This window comes from Pseudomonas sp. DWP3-1-3b3 (genome assembly GCF_049896305.1).
Lineage (GTDB): Bacteria > Pseudomonadota > Gammaproteobacteria > Pseudomonadales > Pseudomonadaceae > Aquipseudomonas > Aquipseudomonas azotoformans_A.
On sequence record NZ_JAFCUA010000017.1, the window covers coordinates 22882 to 36535 of the forward strand.

15 protein-coding genes are annotated in these 13654 nt (G+C 62.0%); 7 read left to right on the forward strand and 8 right to left on the reverse strand.

The genetic code is table 11. The features are described from left to right. Positions 1 to 20 precede the first annotated feature (20 nt). From ACP7BX_RS29630 to ACP7BX_RS29640, 3 genes are all read right to left on the reverse strand, one after another. Positions 21 to 851: a TauD/TfdA dioxygenase family protein gene (locus ACP7BX_RS29630; RefSeq protein WP_033897169.1), complete on the reverse strand. Its 831-nt coding sequence runs from the start codon at positions 849 to 851 to the stop codon at positions 21 to 23. A gap of 94 nt (positions 852 to 945) precedes the next feature. Beyond that, a complete protein-coding gene (locus tag ACP7BX_RS29635) occupies positions 946 to 2529 on the reverse strand; it encodes a rhodanese-related sulfurtransferase (protein WP_426131947.1) in 1584 nt (527 codons plus the stop codon). Continuing rightward, positions 2526 to 3137, reverse strand: a complete 612-nt coding sequence (locus tag ACP7BX_RS29640) for a cysteine dioxygenase (RefSeq protein WP_033897171.1) — start codon at positions 3135 to 3137, stop codon at positions 2526 to 2528. Before ACP7BX_RS29640 ends, ACP7BX_RS29635 begins: the two co-directional genes overlap by 4 nt. 212 nt (positions 3138 to 3349) lie before the next feature. Here ACP7BX_RS29640 and ACP7BX_RS29645 point away from each other — a divergent pair, with 212 nt between their 5' ends. Together ACP7BX_RS29645 and ACP7BX_RS29650 are read left to right on the forward strand one after the other, a co-directional pair. Then, a complete protein-coding gene (locus ACP7BX_RS29645; protein WP_016980074.1) occupies positions 3350 to 4255 on the forward strand; it encodes a LysR family transcriptional regulator in 906 nt (301 codons plus the stop codon). A gap of 107 nt (positions 4256 to 4362) precedes the next feature. Further along, positions 4363 to 5157 (forward strand): class II aldolase/adducin family protein, encoded by a 795-nt coding sequence (locus ACP7BX_RS29650; protein ID WP_038846144.1) that lies wholly within the window; start codon positions 4363 to 4365, stop codon positions 5155 to 5157. Positions 5158 to 5197: 40 nt separating this feature from the next. Here ACP7BX_RS29650 and ACP7BX_RS29655 read toward each other — a convergent pair whose 3' ends face one another. Continuing rightward, entirely contained in the window at positions 5198 to 6280 is a 1083-nt protein-coding gene (locus ACP7BX_RS29655; RefSeq protein ID WP_426131944.1) for an LLM class flavin-dependent oxidoreductase, read from the reverse strand. Between the two features lie 274 nt (positions 6281 to 6554). Here ACP7BX_RS29655 and ACP7BX_RS29660 point away from each other — a divergent pair, with 274 nt between their 5' ends. The 3 genes from ACP7BX_RS29660 (at position 6555) to ACP7BX_RS29670 (ending at position 8833) form a co-directional block, all read left to right on the forward strand. Then, positions 6555 to 7376, forward strand: coding sequence for an ABC transporter permease (locus ACP7BX_RS29660; RefSeq protein WP_033897174.1), 822 nt, complete (start codon positions 6555 to 6557; stop codon positions 7374 to 7376). A 1-nt stretch (position 7377) separates the two neighbouring features. Next, positions 7378 to 8136 (forward strand): ABC transporter ATP-binding protein, encoded by a 759-nt coding sequence (locus tag ACP7BX_RS29665; protein ID WP_033897175.1) that lies wholly within the window; start codon positions 7378 to 7380, stop codon positions 8134 to 8136. A 76-nt stretch (positions 8137 to 8212) separates the two neighbouring features. Beyond that, a complete protein-coding gene (locus ACP7BX_RS29670) occupies positions 8213 to 8833 on the forward strand; it encodes a hypothetical protein (RefSeq protein WP_426131941.1) in 621 nt (206 codons plus the stop codon). A gap of 45 nt (positions 8834 to 8878) precedes the next feature. Here the strand turns inward: ACP7BX_RS29670 and ACP7BX_RS29675 are convergent, their stop codons facing one another. Then, positions 8879 to 9313: a GFA family protein gene (locus ACP7BX_RS29675; protein WP_426131939.1), complete on the reverse strand. Its 435-nt coding sequence runs from the start codon at positions 9311 to 9313 to the stop codon at positions 8879 to 8881. 120 nt (positions 9314 to 9433) lie between these two features. On the opposite strand from ACP7BX_RS29675, the gene ACP7BX_RS29680 reads away from it, so the two are divergent. Beyond that, positions 9434 to 10345: a LysR family transcriptional regulator gene (locus ACP7BX_RS29680; protein WP_426131937.1), complete on the forward strand. Its 912-nt coding sequence runs from the start codon at positions 9434 to 9436 to the stop codon at positions 10343 to 10345. Between the two features lies 1 nt (position 10346). Here the strand turns inward: ACP7BX_RS29680 and ACP7BX_RS29685 are convergent, their stop codons facing one another. Next, positions 10347 to 11210, reverse strand: a complete 864-nt coding sequence (locus ACP7BX_RS29685) for a LysR family transcriptional regulator (protein WP_426131935.1) — start codon at positions 11208 to 11210, stop codon at positions 10347 to 10349. A 101-nt stretch (positions 11211 to 11311) separates the two neighbouring features. Here ACP7BX_RS29685 and ACP7BX_RS29690 point away from each other — a divergent pair, with 101 nt between their 5' ends. Continuing rightward, the gene (locus ACP7BX_RS29690; protein WP_426131934.1) at positions 11312 to 12316 is read left to right on the forward strand and encodes a quinone oxidoreductase family protein; all 1005 of its coding nucleotides are present in this window, start codon (positions 11312 to 11314) and stop codon (positions 12314 to 12316) included. Positions 12317 to 12377: 61 nt separating this feature from the next. Here ACP7BX_RS29690 and ACP7BX_RS29695 read toward each other — a convergent pair whose 3' ends face one another. Further along, positions 12378 to 12686 (reverse strand): hypothetical protein, encoded by a 309-nt coding sequence (locus ACP7BX_RS29695; protein ID WP_426131932.1) that lies wholly within the window; start codon positions 12684 to 12686, stop codon positions 12378 to 12380. Between the two features lie 145 nt (positions 12687 to 12831). Further along, entirely contained in the window at positions 12832 to 13554 is a 723-nt protein-coding gene (locus tag ACP7BX_RS29700) for a pirin family protein (RefSeq protein WP_426131930.1), read from the reverse strand. Between the last annotated feature and the right edge of the window lie 100 nt (positions 13555 to 13654).

A 13654-nucleotide genomic window follows, 5' to 3' on the forward strand; every position in this document is an offset into this window, starting at 1 on the left:
TTGTTGTGGTTGAAAGGGCGTCAGGCCGCGTTGGCCGCTCTTACCCGATGCGGAATATCGTCATAGGCAATCAGCACCCGCTCCATGCGACGTGGGTAGTCGCCATAGTTGTAGACCGGGTAGTGCAGGGTGGAGCGGTTGTCCCAGAACGCCACCGAGCCGGGGCGCCATTTGAAACGCACCTGGTGTTCCGGCTTGTTGAATTCCAGCAGCAGACGGTCGATCAGTTGCTTGCTCTGTTGCGGCGTCCAGCCGATCACCGACGGGTTCTGCGAGAAGTTGATGAACAGGCCGTCTTCGCCGGTTTCCGGGTGGGTGCGTACCAGCGGGTGGGCGAGGATCGGGTAATCGTAGCCGACCTTGTCCAGGGACTTCTTGAAGTCGTGCACCACGTGCAGGTCGTCGATTTCGGCGCGCAGTTCATCCGGTAAGGCACGGTACACCGCACCGGCATCAGCCCACAGGGTGTCGCCGCCGACTTCTGGCAAGTCCACCGCACGCAAGACCGCGCCAAGGGTGGGTTGCAGCAACCAGCTGGTGTCGGTGTGCCAACGGCCACTGATGCGCGGGCCGTAGAGCTTGCGTTCGTCCTGGGCTTCGATCAGGTGCGCGTGCGGCAGCGTCGGGTCGTTCTGCTGGGTGGTGGGATGTACGTACAGTTCGCCAAACTCCTTGGCGAAGGCGATCTGCTGTTCGGTGTTGATCGCCTGATCGCGGAAGAACAGCACCTTGTGCTTGAGCAGCAGTTCGCGCAGTTCGTCACGCAGGGCGGTGGTCAGCGGCTGGCGCAGGTCGATGCCGGCGATTTCGGCGCCGATCGTGGGTTCCAGGCGGGTGATGTGCAGGGTCATGCGGGTGTCCTCTCATATGTGGGTTCAGCCTCCGCCTGGAGAGGGGTCGGATGTCGGGCCTGCACCCGGTGTGGGGGCAGGCAGGTTGGGTGAGTCAGATCACGTAGAAACCATGGGTGCCGTCGCGGGCCAGTTGGTCGACCAGGCCGAATTCCCAATCCAGATAGGCCTGCATGGCTTCTTTGGGGTTGTCGGTGCCCTCGTACGGGCGGCGGTAGCGGTCGATGCGCGGTGAGGCCAAGTGCGTTTCACCTTCTTCCAACGGCAGTTGCGCGTTGATCCAGCCAGCGGTGCCGTCCTGTAGCAGGAACACTTGCTTGCCGGTGATGGCTTCGACTTCGGCCACCGCCAGGCGCGCCAACTGGCTGCTGCCGCAAGTCAGCACGTAGCGTTGGGCGGCGGGCACCTTGGCCAGGGCCTGGGGCAGCTGCGCGCGGAGGGCCCACCAGGCACCGGGGATGTGGCGCTTGACGTAGTTGGCGCTGGCGGTGAAGTCCAGCACCACGGTGTCGCCATGGCCGAGCCAGTCGCTGAGGGTGTGCGGGCTGATCAGCTCGGCTTGGGCGGGCGTCGGAACCGGCGCAATCCAGGCGCCTTTCTCGCTGAAGTGCGCCGGTTGCAGGTTATCCAGTACGTAAACCTCCCAACCCAGCTGGGCCAGCCAGGAGGCGGACATATTGGCGCGCACACCGTCGTCATCCGCGAGTACCAGGCGTGCGCCACGCACACTGGCGACGTGGTCGGTTTCCTGCACCAACTGGCCGCCGGGCGTGGAGCGTGCGCCGGGCAGATGCCCGGCTTCAAACTCTTCCGGCGTGCGTACGTCGAACAGGTAAGTAGTACGCGTCGCTTCCTGCTGCCAGGCCTGCAGATCGGCCAGGGTCGCACGACCCACGCGGGCTTTGTCGGCAACGCGACGCGCATCGGCGGCGGCCACCTGGCGATGTTCTTCCGAGGTCGGCGCAAAACGGCGTGACTGACCATGGGCGAGTTTTTGCCCGGCCAGGGTCCAGCCGATGGTGCCGTTGCGCAGCGCCGACACCGGGTTGGCCACGCCGGCATTGATCAGCGATTGGGTGCCGATAATGCTGCGGGTGCGTCCGGCGCAATTGACAATGATGCGGGTGGCCGGGTCCGGTGCTAGTTCTCGGGCGCGCAACACCAGCTCGGCACCGGGCACGCTGATGCCGGTGGGAATGCTCATGGTCTGGTATTCGTCGAAACGCCGCGCATCGAGCACCACCACATCGGCCTGGCTATCGAGCAGGGCCTGTACTTCTTCGGCGGCCAGTGACGGTGTGTGCCGCTCGCTTTCTACCAGTTCACCAAACGCCTTGCTCGGCACGTTCACGTCGATGAACAGCTCGCCACCGGCCTTGCGCCAACCGTCCAATCCGCCTTCAAGCAGGCTGACCTGGGTGTAGCCCAAGGCGACCAGACGCTCGGCAGCCCGGGGCGCGAGGCCTTCGCCGTTGTCGTAGACGGTGACCTGGGTATAGCGCCGTGGAATGCGCGAATACACCTCCAGCTCCAGTTTGGACAGCGGTATGTTCGCGGCGAACAGCGGGTGGGATTCGGCAAACGGCGCCTCTTCGCGCACGTCGATCAGGGCCACTTCTTGATGGTCCAACAGGGCCTGGCGAAGCTGGGCAAAACTGCGGGTGGATACAGTCGTCATAGGGCAGGGCTCTTTTCTTTGGACAAATCCCAGATATTCGGGAGGAAGGCGTTGGAATAACCGGAGATAAACAGTTTCTCGCTGCCGTCGGGCTGGTACACCGCCCGGCGCACCGCACCGATATTGGCGCCGTACACATGGATACTGATGGACACCTGGTCGCTGTGGGCATTGCTCACCTGGTGGATGTCGCCGACCTTGGGCGACACGGCTTCAACCTGGCCCGGCACCAACTGGATCGGTTTGCCTTCAGCCACCAGGCGGCCATCCGGCGCGCGCTCGAAGCCTTGGGAAAATTCCGCACCGCGCAGCATGCCGATCAGGCCCCACACCCGGTGGTCATGGATCGGCGTGCTTTGCCCCGGCCCCCACACAAAACTGACGATGCTGAAGCGCTGGCGCGAGTCGGCATGCAGCAGAAATTGCTGATAGCGCTCGGGATCGGGCTGGGCGAACGCATCGGGCAGCCAGTCATCATGGCTGACCAGTTGCGCCAGTAGCTTGCCGCCACGGTGCAACAGGTCGCCTTCGCGTGGATTGCCGTCGATCAATTCCGCCAGGGCGCCGATGAAGGCTCTGAGTCTTTCGGGGTGCTTGGCCTGGGTCATGACAATTCCATGGTCGGTGGTGATGGGATTATCTAAGCATAATGTTTATAGTTAATATGCTATTTTTTAATGATTAGCTTATAGCTGAAGGTAATTTAGAACCGGTCTGAATAGCGTTAGACGTTATCGATCACAGCGTGGGCTATCCAGACAGCGTTCCTGCAACTATGCTTCGCACACATCTTAATGACTGTTCTCTATGTGCGGCCCAAATGAAAATTGACGATATCGATGCCTTTGTCGAAGTGATTCGTTGCCAGTCCATCAGCCATGCCGCCGAGTCGTTGCAACTGACCCAGCCGGCCATCACCCGCCGCGTGCAGAACTTCGAGCAGGCGCTGGGCGTGGAGCTGTTCGACCGCAACACCAAGCCCCTCAAGCCTACGCTTATCGGCACCCGCGTCTACGAGCAGTGCCGGCTGATCCTGCGCGAGATGGATGCGCTGCGTGAACTGGTGGCCACCGACGCACCGCCCACCGGCGTGCTGCGCCTGGGTGTGCCGCAGACCATCGGTGATGTGGTGCTGCTGGATGCGCTCAAGCACCTGCGTACCGAATACCCGGACCTGCGTGCCCAGGTCGCCACGGGCTGGGGCAGCCAATTGGTCGGCAAGATCGAGCGCGGCGAGCTGGATGCAGCGGCGGCGTTGTTCCCGGCGGGCAAGATCTTCCCGGACAACATCATCGGCGAGTCCATCGGCAAGATGGAACTGGTGGTGGTCTGCGCCAAGGCCCAACTGCCGAAGAAGCCCTGCAAGCTGGCGGATGTGTACCAGAACGGCTGGATCCTCAACCCGGACGGCTGCGGTTTCCGCGCGGGGTTGCAGCGGACCCTGTCCGATCAGGGCCTGGCATTGCGGGTGAACCTGGAGACGTTCGGTACTGAGCTGCAATTGGGCTTGGTGGCGGACGGCCTCGGCCTTGGCCTGGTGCCACGCCCGCTGCTGGAGCGCAGCGCACACCGCGAGCAACTGGCAGTGATGCCGCTCAAGGACTTCAAGCCGGTGATGGACCTGTGGCTGATCTATCCGCACTTCCTCGGTAACCTGCAGGGGCCGGTGGACGCGTTTGGCAAGTGGGTCGCGGCCTCGTTGCATAAGATCAAGGATGCAGCCTGATATGAAAAAAAATAATAATTAGCTTAGATTAAAATGTGCTTTTTATTATTTTTTTGCATCCCCTAGGCTTGCCTGGAAGTCCTTAAGGCCATCCAGGAAGTTTTGCCATGAGCAGCGTCACCTCGATTTCCAGCGTTTCCACCAATGTTCGCCAGCGCGTCACTCCGGAAGAATGGGAAGTGCGCGTCAAACTGGCCGCCGCCTATCGCCTGGCGGCCTTGTACAAGTGGACTGACCATATCTACACCCACTTCTCCGCCCGCGTACCGGGCCCGGACGAGCATTTCCTGATCAACGCCTTTGGCTTGTTGTTCGATGAAATCAGCGCGTCCAACCTGGTCAAGGTCGACCTTGATGGCACCATCGTCGACGACCCTACCGGCCTGGGCATCAACTATGCCGGCTATGTGATCCACAGCGCCATTCACGGCGCACGCCACGACCTGCAAGCGGTGCTGCACACCCACACCCGCGACGGTATTGCGGTGTCGGCACAAAAAGACGGCCTGCTGCCGATTTCCCAGCATTCCATTGGTTTCTCCGGGCGCGTGGCGTACCACGGGTATGAAGGCGTTGCCCTCGACCTTGACGAGCGTGAGCGGCTGGTCGCGGATTTGGGTGACAAGAGCGTGATGATCCTGCGTAACCATGGGTTGTTGACGGCGGGCGTCAGTGTTGAACATGCGTTCCAGCAGCTGCAGCAGTTGGAGCGTGCGTGCAATATCCAGGTCGCGGCGCAGGCGGCGGGGAATGCGGAGTTGATTTTCCCGCCGAGGGAGGTGGTGGAGAAGGTTGAGCAGCAGGCCAAGGTGTTTGCCAGTGGTGATGGGCCGGGTGTGGCGCGGCATTGGAATGCGTTGATCCGGCAGTTGGAGCGCAGTGATACCGACTACAAGAACTGAATCTTCAATGGGGGAGTTGGCTCACCAACTCCCCTGGGGATCAAGCCACTTGCTGGGCCTGCGCGCGTTCAGCGATCAGCTGGCGGGTGAGAGGAATCAGGCGCTTGCCATAGTCAATGGCATCATTCAACGGATCAAACCCACGGATCAGGAACGTGGTGATCCCCAGATCGTAGTAATCCACCAACGCCTCCGCGACTTGCTCAGCGGTGCCTACCAGTGAAGTGGAGTTGCCCTGTGCACCGAGCAACCCCGCAATCCCCGTCCACAAACGCTTATCCAGCCGCGATCCCTGCGCCGCCGCCGCGAGCAGCCGGCGCGAGCCTTCATTCGGCGGTTCACGCCGTACAAAGCCATTTTTCTCGGCCAACTCGGTGGCCTGCTGCAAGATGCGCTCGGCCCGTGCCCATGCCAGTTCTTCGGTCTCGGCAAGGATCGGCCGCAACGACAAACTGAAACGAATCGTACGCCCATGCTTGGCCGCTTCGGCACGCACTTGGGTCACGATCTCACGCACTTGTTCGTAAGTTTCGCCCCACAGCGCGTACACATCGGCGTGCTTGCCCGCCACTTCGATCGCGGCTTTGGACGAACCACCAAAGTACAGCGGGATGTGCGGTTGTTGCGGCGACTTCACCGTGGAATGCGCACCTTCGACCTGATAATAGGTGCCCTTGAAGTCAAAAGGCTGTTCGCGGGTCCATTCCTGGCGCACCACGCTCAGGTATTCGTCGGTACGGGCGTAGCGTTCGTCTTTACCGATGTGGCTGCCGTCGGCGCGCAATTCGCGATCATCGCCGCCGGTGATGATATGCACCGCCGTGCGTCCACCGTTGAACACGTCCAGGGTGGCGAACTGGCGTGCCGCCAAGGTCGGCTGGGCGAAGCCGGGGCGATGTGCGATGAGGAATTGAAGTTTTTCGGTCACGCTGGCGGCGTGGGAGGCGATCAGCGTGCTGTCCGGGCTGTTGGAGTGGAAGGCCACCAGTGCGCGGTCGAACCCGGCCTCTTCGTGGGCGCGGGCCACGGTCTCGACATAGTCGGGTTGCAGGGTCGGGCCGCTGCGCGGGTGGATCTCGGAAGCGTGATGGCCGCCGATGTAGCCGATGAATTCGATGCTCATGGTCTGTCCTTGTCTTGGGTGTGATTGGCACCTCCACCGGGCAGGGGGTCGGTTATTCGCGTCCAAAGTAGGGGCAGGGGGCAGGGCTGTAAAATGCCGATTGGTTCTAACCTAATTATTAAAATGTAGAATCATGATTTGGCTTTTGCATCAGTAATTTGCATTTTGTGCGCATTAGGTTATTCCTACAAAGACTTTCACGACGGTTTTTTATGCGATTAGCATGAACCTGCAACGGCGCGCCTGGCCGTGACTTTTAGGGAATGAAAGCCTGATGAGCGAGACGATCACCGTCAACAAACGCGAGAGCGCAGCGAAAGTGGTGCGCACCTGGCGCCCTCCCGATGCCTTGCTACGGCTGATCAGTCCTATTGTGTTGTTGCTGCTGTGGGAGCTGGCGTCGCAAGTGGGCTGGATTCCTGCACGGGTCATCGCGGCGCCCTCGCAGATTGGCGGGACGTTATGGGCGATGATCGCCTCCGGCGAGCTGGGCAAGCACCTGCTGGTGTCGTTGCAGCGAGCGTTGTTTGGTTTGAGTATCGGCGTAAGCATAGGTGTGGTCGCGGCGCTGATTTGCGGCCTGTCCAAGCGCGGCGAGGTGGTCCTCGATTCGCCAATGCAGATGCTGCGCACCATCCCGTCCCTGGCCCTGGTGCCGCTGTTTATCCTGTGGTTCGGCATCGGCGAGTTCACCAAGATCGCGCTGATCGTGACGGGCACGACCTTCCCGGTTTACCTCAACCTGTTCGCCGGTATCCGCAATATCGATCCCAAATTGATCGAGGCCGCCAACACGCTGGGCCTCAACCGGCGTGAGCTGATCTGGCATGTCATTCTTCCAGGCTCGCTGCCGTCTTTCTTTGTCGGCCTGCGCTACGCCCTGGGCATTTCCTGGCTGGCCCTGGTGTTTGTCGAACAGATCAACACCACTGCCGGTATCGGCTTCCTCGCCAGTGACGCGCGCGACTTCATGCGCACCGACGTCATCGTCATCTGCCTGTTGATCTACAGCGTGCTCGGCCTGTTGATCGACGGCCTGATCCGCACCCTCGAACGCTTCGCCCTGGCCTGGCGGCCATCCTTTGTGAGGAACTGACATGTCGACGCTAGAAGCTCCCGTACAACTGCGCAACGTGGTTCGCCAGTTCGGCCAGCAGCGGGTCATCGATGGCCTGGACCTGGACATCGCCCCCGGCGAATTCGTGGCCTTGCTCGGCGCCAGCGGTTCCGGCAAGACCACGTTGCTGCGCAGCCTGGCCGGCCTCGACAGTATCGACAGCGGCCAACTGCGTGTGCCCAAGGCGCGAGCGGCGGTGTTCCAGGAGCCGCGCCTGATGCCGTGGAAGCGCGCCTGGAAAAACGTGGTGCTCGGCTTGCGCATTCCCGACGCCAAGGCCCGTGCCGTGCAAGCCTTGACCGAAGTCGGCCTGGCCCATCGCCTGGAGGCCTACCCGGCCACCCTGTCCGGCGGCGAAGCCCAGCGCGTGGCCCTGGCCCGTGGCTTGGTGCGCGAGCCCAAGTTGTTGCTGTTGGATGAACCGTTCGCCGCCCTCGACGCCCTGACCCGCATCAAAATGCACCGCCTGATCATCGAGCTATGGCGCAAGCACACCCCGGCGGTGTTGTTGGTGACCCATGATGTGGACGAGGCGATCCTGTTGGCCGACCGGGTGATCGTGCTGGCAGATGGCAAGGTGGCTGAGCAACTGACGATTGATCTTCCCCGCGCACGGGATACCGGCCAGGATGGCTTCCAGGCCATCCGCGCGCGCCTGCTGCACCTGCTCGGCGTGGAAGTGGGCATACCGGCGGCTCGGCCGACCGCGGTCAGCCTGCGACGGGTGGCCCAAGGCTGACCCTCGATAACGTTGTATTTCCCTCGACACTGAGGTCTGATGGGCGCCGAAAACGGCCACGTCAGATTGGGGACATATGCGGGCAGAACTTGCGCAATATGGCGGTATCACCGTCATGATTCCGGCCGCCATCATCATTGCCGTGTGGCTCAGGTATTCCAACCCTCGGGCGCTTCGAGCCTGGATCATTACCGTCGGTGTCACGTATTCGATCGTCGCGTTCAGCAAGTTGCTGTTCAAGGGCTGGGGCTTGTCCTTCCAGCACCTGGACATTGCCGTGCTCAGTGGTCATGCCATGAATACGAGCTTGATGGTCACCGTGGCACTCAGCCTGGTGGCGCGCCAGTTCAACCCGGCGCTGCGCTGGCCGGCGGCGGTAGCAGGGCTATCGGTCAGTGCCTGGTTCAGCGCCTACTGTGTCGCCCCTTACATCCATCCGCTGAATGAAGCGTTGGCCGGTGCAGCGTTGGGCGCTGTAGCGGCGGTGGTTTTTCTGCGGTGGATCGAAACCGCCGATGTGAAAGTGTCTCCCTCGTTTATCGGCGGTGGCCTGGTGTTCTTGCTGGCGTGCGCCCTGGTGCCCAAATATAACGCCGAGTTGCTGCTCAATCGTGTGGCAATCACCCTGTCAGGTTCCGACCAGGCTTACCAGGAACCTTCCTGGCGGTTGGACGCGGCGCCTGGAAAGGCACGATAAGTTACTGGGGGATGTGCGCTCGACTACCCGTGGGCTGGGGCGGAATTAATCCTGCAGCGCCAAGGCGAATGCCTCGGGTGTCGGGCTCTGCGGCCAGCATGGCACGCCGTCCGGTAACAGCAGCCATGGCTGTTTACGACTGACCCAGATATGCGCGGCCGGTGCCAGGGCCGGGCTGTCGTGCAACGTGCCGACCCGCAAAACCCGCAGGCCCGGCGCGGCGCTGGTGGTGTTGCTGATACGCGTATGGCACCGCGCGCACAACTGGTGGGTCGAGTGTTGGCCTTCCATGTCGTAGGCGTATTCGGTCAGCGGCCCCTCGACGGTCAAGGCGTCCGCTGGCAGCAGTGCGTGCAGAGCGAATGCGCTGCCGCTCCAGGTCTGGCAATGGCGGCAGTGACAGGCATAGATGGCAGGTAGCGTCGGCAGCTCTAACTGATAGGTGACAGCGGCGCAGCGGCATTGGCCAGTGAATATCATCGACTTCCAGTCCTTTCCTGTGAGCGTGGGCGCAAGGCCCATCGGGTATGCTCGCCAGCTTGCCCCAATGGCAACCCAAAGAACATTCGCCAAAATGGCCCACCGGCTCACAGGAAATGTATGAACGCCCCTCAACTTCAATGGGAAACCCAGCGCGCTTTCCTGGCTGTGTTGCGCACCGGCAGCCTGTCGGGTGCGGCACGCTTGCTCGGCATCGCCCAGGCCACCGCGCGACGGCGCATCGAGGCGCTGGAACAGAGTGTGGGCGTCAGTCTGTTTATTCGTTCGCCCCAAGGCTTGCTCCCCACAGACATGGCCCGCGAACTGATCGGCCATGTGGAAGCCATGGCCGTTGCCGCCAATGCCTTCAACCGCGCGGCCTCGGCGGACAGCGCGTTGGCCGCTGGTACGGTGCGGCTTACCAGCGGGCAGTTACTCGGCGTTGAGGTTCTACCGCCACTGTTGCGTACCCTGCGCCGCAGCCATCCGCAATTGGCCATGGAGTTGAGCGTGTCCAACCGCCTGCAGGCATTGGCCCTGCAAGAGGCCGACGTCGCGGTGCGCATCCGGCGGCCCACCGAGTCCAGCGTGGTCACCCGCAAAGTCGGTGACTTGCACGTCGGGCTCTATGCCACGCCCGAATTGCTGGCAGAGCAGGGAGTGCCGGACTCGATCGTGCAATTGAAGGATTTCCCGTTGATCGGGCCAGACCGCAACCTGGCAGAAATCGAATTGCTCCAGCAGCAGGGTTTCGACTGCACCAGTGAGCGCACGCAGATTCGTACCGATGACCACCTGGCGCAACTGGCGGCCTTGCGTGCTGGCCTGGGCATTGGCGTATGTTCCGGTCAACTGGCCCGGCGGTATGGCCTGGTGAGGGTGCTGCCGCAGCAGGTGGGTTTCGACGTGGATGTGTGGGTGGCCATGCACCAGGACATGCGCCGGGTGCCGAGGGTGGCGGTGGTATTCGAGGCGGTGGGGGCGGGGTTGGCGGAGTTCCTTACGACGCCGTCCGCCTCTGTTGGGCGCTAGCTCAACGCCGCAACTGCCTTTCACCCTCTATGCAGCCCACCAAAAATTCCATCACCACCTTCACCAGCGGTGACCTGCGCATATCCGGATAAACCGTGAGCCAGATATCCCGCAGCGGGCCGTCGGTCGCGGTGGGCAGCTTGACCAACAACGGGTCGTGATCGCCCACCAAGGTCGGCAACACCACCGCGCCCACCTGGGCGCGCGCGGCCATTTGTTGCGTGATCAGGTCGCTGGCGGCAAAGGCGATTTCTCGGAGGCCGCGCAGCTGATGCATCCAGGCCTGCTGGGGCAGGTGGTCGCGGCTGCTGTCGTAGGCGATAAATGTCCACTGCTCGGCGGGTTTTTGCAGGAAGCCTGGCGGGCCATAGAGCCCGAAGCGCACCACGCCGACCTTCCGGCGCACCAGGGCGTCTTCATCGGGACGCACGGTGCGCAGGGCGATATCCGCCTCGCCTTTGTCCAGCGCGGCCAGTTGCGTGGAGGGCATCAACACCAGATTCAACTGCGGGTATTCGGCACGCAAGCGGGCTACATGGGGTGCGATGCAGTGGTTGGCAATGGACGGCGGGCAACTGACCCGCACAGTGCCGGCCATTTCGATGGACGCCACCCTCGACAGACGCATGACCTGTGTGGCCAGTTCACCCATGCCCGCCGCCAGTTCAGCCAGCGCGATGCCCTGTGCGGTGAGAGGGCGGCTGCGCGGCAGGCGGTCTACCAGTTTGACGCCCAGGGATTTTTCCAGGGCATCCACACGGCGGCCGACCGTGGCATGTTCCACTTGCAACTCACGGGCGGCGGCCGACAGCGACTGAGTCCGCGCCAACACAGTGAAGTAATACAGATCCTGCCAGTCGAACATCGGGTTGTTTCCGCACAGAGGCTGGGATGGTTTGGGGAATTTTCCTACTGATAGCGTCGTTTTACCATGGCGACTTCCCAGTGCAAACGGAGTTGTTCCCGATGAAAGCCATTACCTTGCAAACCTACGGCGGCCCGCAAGTCGCGCAATTACATCTGGATGTGCCGAAACCGCAGCTGTTGGCGGGACACGTGCTGATCAAAGTGGCGTGCGCCGGGATCAACTTCATGGACATTCATACGCGCCAGGGCAAATACGCCCAGTCGACGACCTACCCGGTGCGTCTGCCCTGCACCTTGGGCATGGAGGGCGCGGGCGTGGTGGTGGAAGTGGGCGACGGCGTCAGCCAGTTGGCCGTAGGTGACCGGGTGGCTTGGTGCATCGCTTGGGGCGCCTATGCCGAATATGCGCTGGTACCTGTGGCCAAGGTCGCGCAGATTCCCAATGCCATCGCCTTCGATCAGGCGGCCGCGGCGATGTTCCAGGGCTGCACCGCGCATTATCTGATTGATGATGTGGCCCGCTTGGGCGCAGGCAGCACCTGCCTGGTGCACGCCGCCTCCGGCAGCATCGGTCAGCTGTTGGTGCAGATGGCCCGGCACTTGGGCGCTACGGTGTTCGCCACCGGCAGCACCGCCGAGAAATGCGCGATTGCCCAAGCACGCGGCGCCCATCAAGCCTGGCTGTATGACGACGGCCGCTTTGCCGACCGTGTGTTGCAGGCCACGCACGGGCAGGGTGTGGATGTGGTCTTCGACTCACTGGGCAAAAGCACCTTGCGCGACAGTTTTCGCGCTTGCCGTACACGCGGACTGATCGTCAATTACGGCAATGTCTCGGGTTCGCTGACGGACCTGGATCCGATTGAACTGGGCGAAGCGGGCTCATTGTTTCTGACGCGTCCACGGCTCGCGGACCACATGGCTGAGGGTGCCACCGTGCAGCGACGGGCCAATGCGGTGTTTTCGGCAATGCTTGAAGGGGCTTTGACGGTGGAAATCGAAGGGCATTACACGCTGGAGACCGTGCAGCAGGTGCATGCGCGTATCGAAGCGCGGCAACAGATTGGCAAGGCAGTGCTGTGGGTCGACCGCGACCTGCATTGAACGAGGGCGAAAAAAAACCGGCTGATCAGGCCGGTTTGGGGTTCCCGCCAGCAGCGCGGGGTTAAACGTTGTTGCCTTGCAGGCGATCAGCACCGCCTTCAGCCAAGCCACGTTCTTGCAGGCGATCAGCACCGCCTTCAGCCAGGCCGCGTTCTTGCAGACGATCAGCGCCACCTTCGGCAACACGACGTTCCAGCAGGCGGTCCGAGCCGTTTTCGGCAACGCGGTTACCTTGCAGGCGGTCCGAGCCACCTTCTGCAACACGGCTTTCAATCAGTCGATCCGAGCCGCCTTCAGCGACAACAGGGTGAGCAAATGCGTTGGCAGCAAGTACCGAGAAAGCGAGGCTAAGCAAGATTTGGCGTTTCATGTGGGTGTGCTCCGAGTGTTTTAGTTGGGTTGTTGCGGGTATGGGGTTGATGTTACGCGTTGCATTTTTTAAGAGAACTTCATTGGGCTGATGGTGACTATCGACGCCAGCGATGGCTCCTTTCGGCGAGCCATCGCACGCCCGGTCATGGCATCTGCGGCAGTTCCTGCGGGCGCAGGTCGAACACCAGTACTTCGGCGTCCTCGCCCTGGCTCAAATGAATCTGCCGTTCATCCCGCACGCGGGCGCCGTCGCCTTCCTGCACGCGCTGGCCGTTGACTTCAACGCTGCCACGGGCCACATGGATGTACACGTGGCGATCCGGTGCCAGGTCCAGGGTGGCGGTTTCGTCGCCATTGAACAGCCCGGCATAGACCCGTGCGTCTTGGCGCACGCTGAGGGAACCGTCGTTGCCATCCGGCGAGATGATCAACTGCAAGCGCCCACGTTTCTGCGCCTCGCTGAAGTGCTCCTGCTGATAACGCGGTTCGGCGCCGGCTTCATTCGGCACGATCCAGATTTGCAGGAAGTGCACGCCACGGGTCTGGCTGTGGTTGAACTCGCTGTGGGCCACGCCGCTGCCGGCGCTCATCAGTTGCACATCGCCGGGACGGATCACCGAGCCGGTGCCCAGGGTGTCTTTGTGTTCCAGCGCGCCTTCCAGCACATAGGAGAAGATCTCCATGTCGCGGTGCGGGTGCTGGCCGAAACCTTTGCCGGCCGCAACACGGTCATCGTTGATCACCAGCAGGTCGGAAAAACCCTGTTCTTTCGGGTTCCAGTAGTTGGCAAACGAGAAGGTGTGGAACGACTTCAACCAACCGTGATTGGCGGCGCCGCGTTCGGAAGCTTTGCGAAGGGTCAGCATGGTCTTGTCCTCAAGTGGGAGCGGGCTGCGGCATGCAGGGCTCCGGCGTTGAGAAGAAGGTTAATGGTTATCCTGAGATTCATTAAGAAGCTGAAATCTG

Excerpts from the sequence above, each read along its gene's own strand:
- ACP7BX_RS29680 (WP_426131937.1), top strand. The coding sequence starts at position 9,434 with ATGAACGCCCCTCAACTTCAATGGGAAACCCAGCGCGCTTTCCTGGCT.
- ACP7BX_RS29670 (WP_426131941.1), top strand. The coding sequence starts at position 8,213 with ATGCGGGCAGAACTTGCGCAATATGGCGGTATCACCGTCATGATTCCG.
- ACP7BX_RS29695 (WP_426131932.1), bottom strand. The coding sequence starts at position 12,686 with ATGAAACGCCAAATCTTGCTTAGCCTCGCTTTCTCGGTACTTGCTGCC.
- ACP7BX_RS29655 (WP_426131944.1), bottom strand. The coding sequence starts at position 6,280 with ATGAGCATCGAATTCATCGGCTACATCGGCGGCCATCACGCTTCCGAG.
- ACP7BX_RS29640 (WP_033897171.1), bottom strand. The coding sequence starts at position 3,137 with ATGACCCAGGCCAAGCACCCCGAAAGACTCAGAGCCTTCATCGGCGCC.
- ACP7BX_RS29650 (WP_038846144.1), top strand. The coding sequence starts at position 4,363 with ATGAGCAGCGTCACCTCGATTTCCAGCGTTTCCACCAATGTTCGCCAG.
- ACP7BX_RS29665 (WP_033897175.1), top strand. The coding sequence starts at position 7,378 with ATGTCGACGCTAGAAGCTCCCGTACAACTGCGCAACGTGGTTCGCCAG.
- ACP7BX_RS29690 (WP_426131934.1), top strand. The coding sequence starts at position 11,312 with ATGAAAGCCATTACCTTGCAAACCTACGGCGGCCCGCAAGTCGCGCAA.
- ACP7BX_RS29635 (WP_426131947.1), bottom strand. The coding sequence starts at position 2,529 with ATGACGACTGTATCCACCCGCAGTTTTGCCCAGCTTCGCCAGGCCCTG.
- ACP7BX_RS29675 (WP_426131939.1), bottom strand. The coding sequence starts at position 9,313 with ATGATATTCACTGGCCAATGCCGCTGCGCCGCTGTCACCTATCAGTTA.
- ACP7BX_RS29630 (WP_033897169.1), bottom strand. The coding sequence starts at position 851 with ATGACCCTGCACATCACCCGCCTGGAACCCACGATCGGCGCCGAAATC.
- ACP7BX_RS29685 (WP_426131935.1), bottom strand. The coding sequence starts at position 11,210 with ATGTTCGACTGGCAGGATCTGTATTACTTCACTGTGTTGGCGCGGACT.
- ACP7BX_RS29660 (WP_033897174.1), top strand. The coding sequence starts at position 6,555 with ATGAGCGAGACGATCACCGTCAACAAACGCGAGAGCGCAGCGAAAGTG.
- ACP7BX_RS29700 (WP_426131930.1), bottom strand. The coding sequence starts at position 13,554 with ATGCTGACCCTTCGCAAAGCTTCCGAACGCGGCGCCGCCAATCACGGT.
- ACP7BX_RS29645 (WP_016980074.1), top strand. The coding sequence starts at position 3,350 with ATGAAAATTGACGATATCGATGCCTTTGTCGAAGTGATTCGTTGCCAG.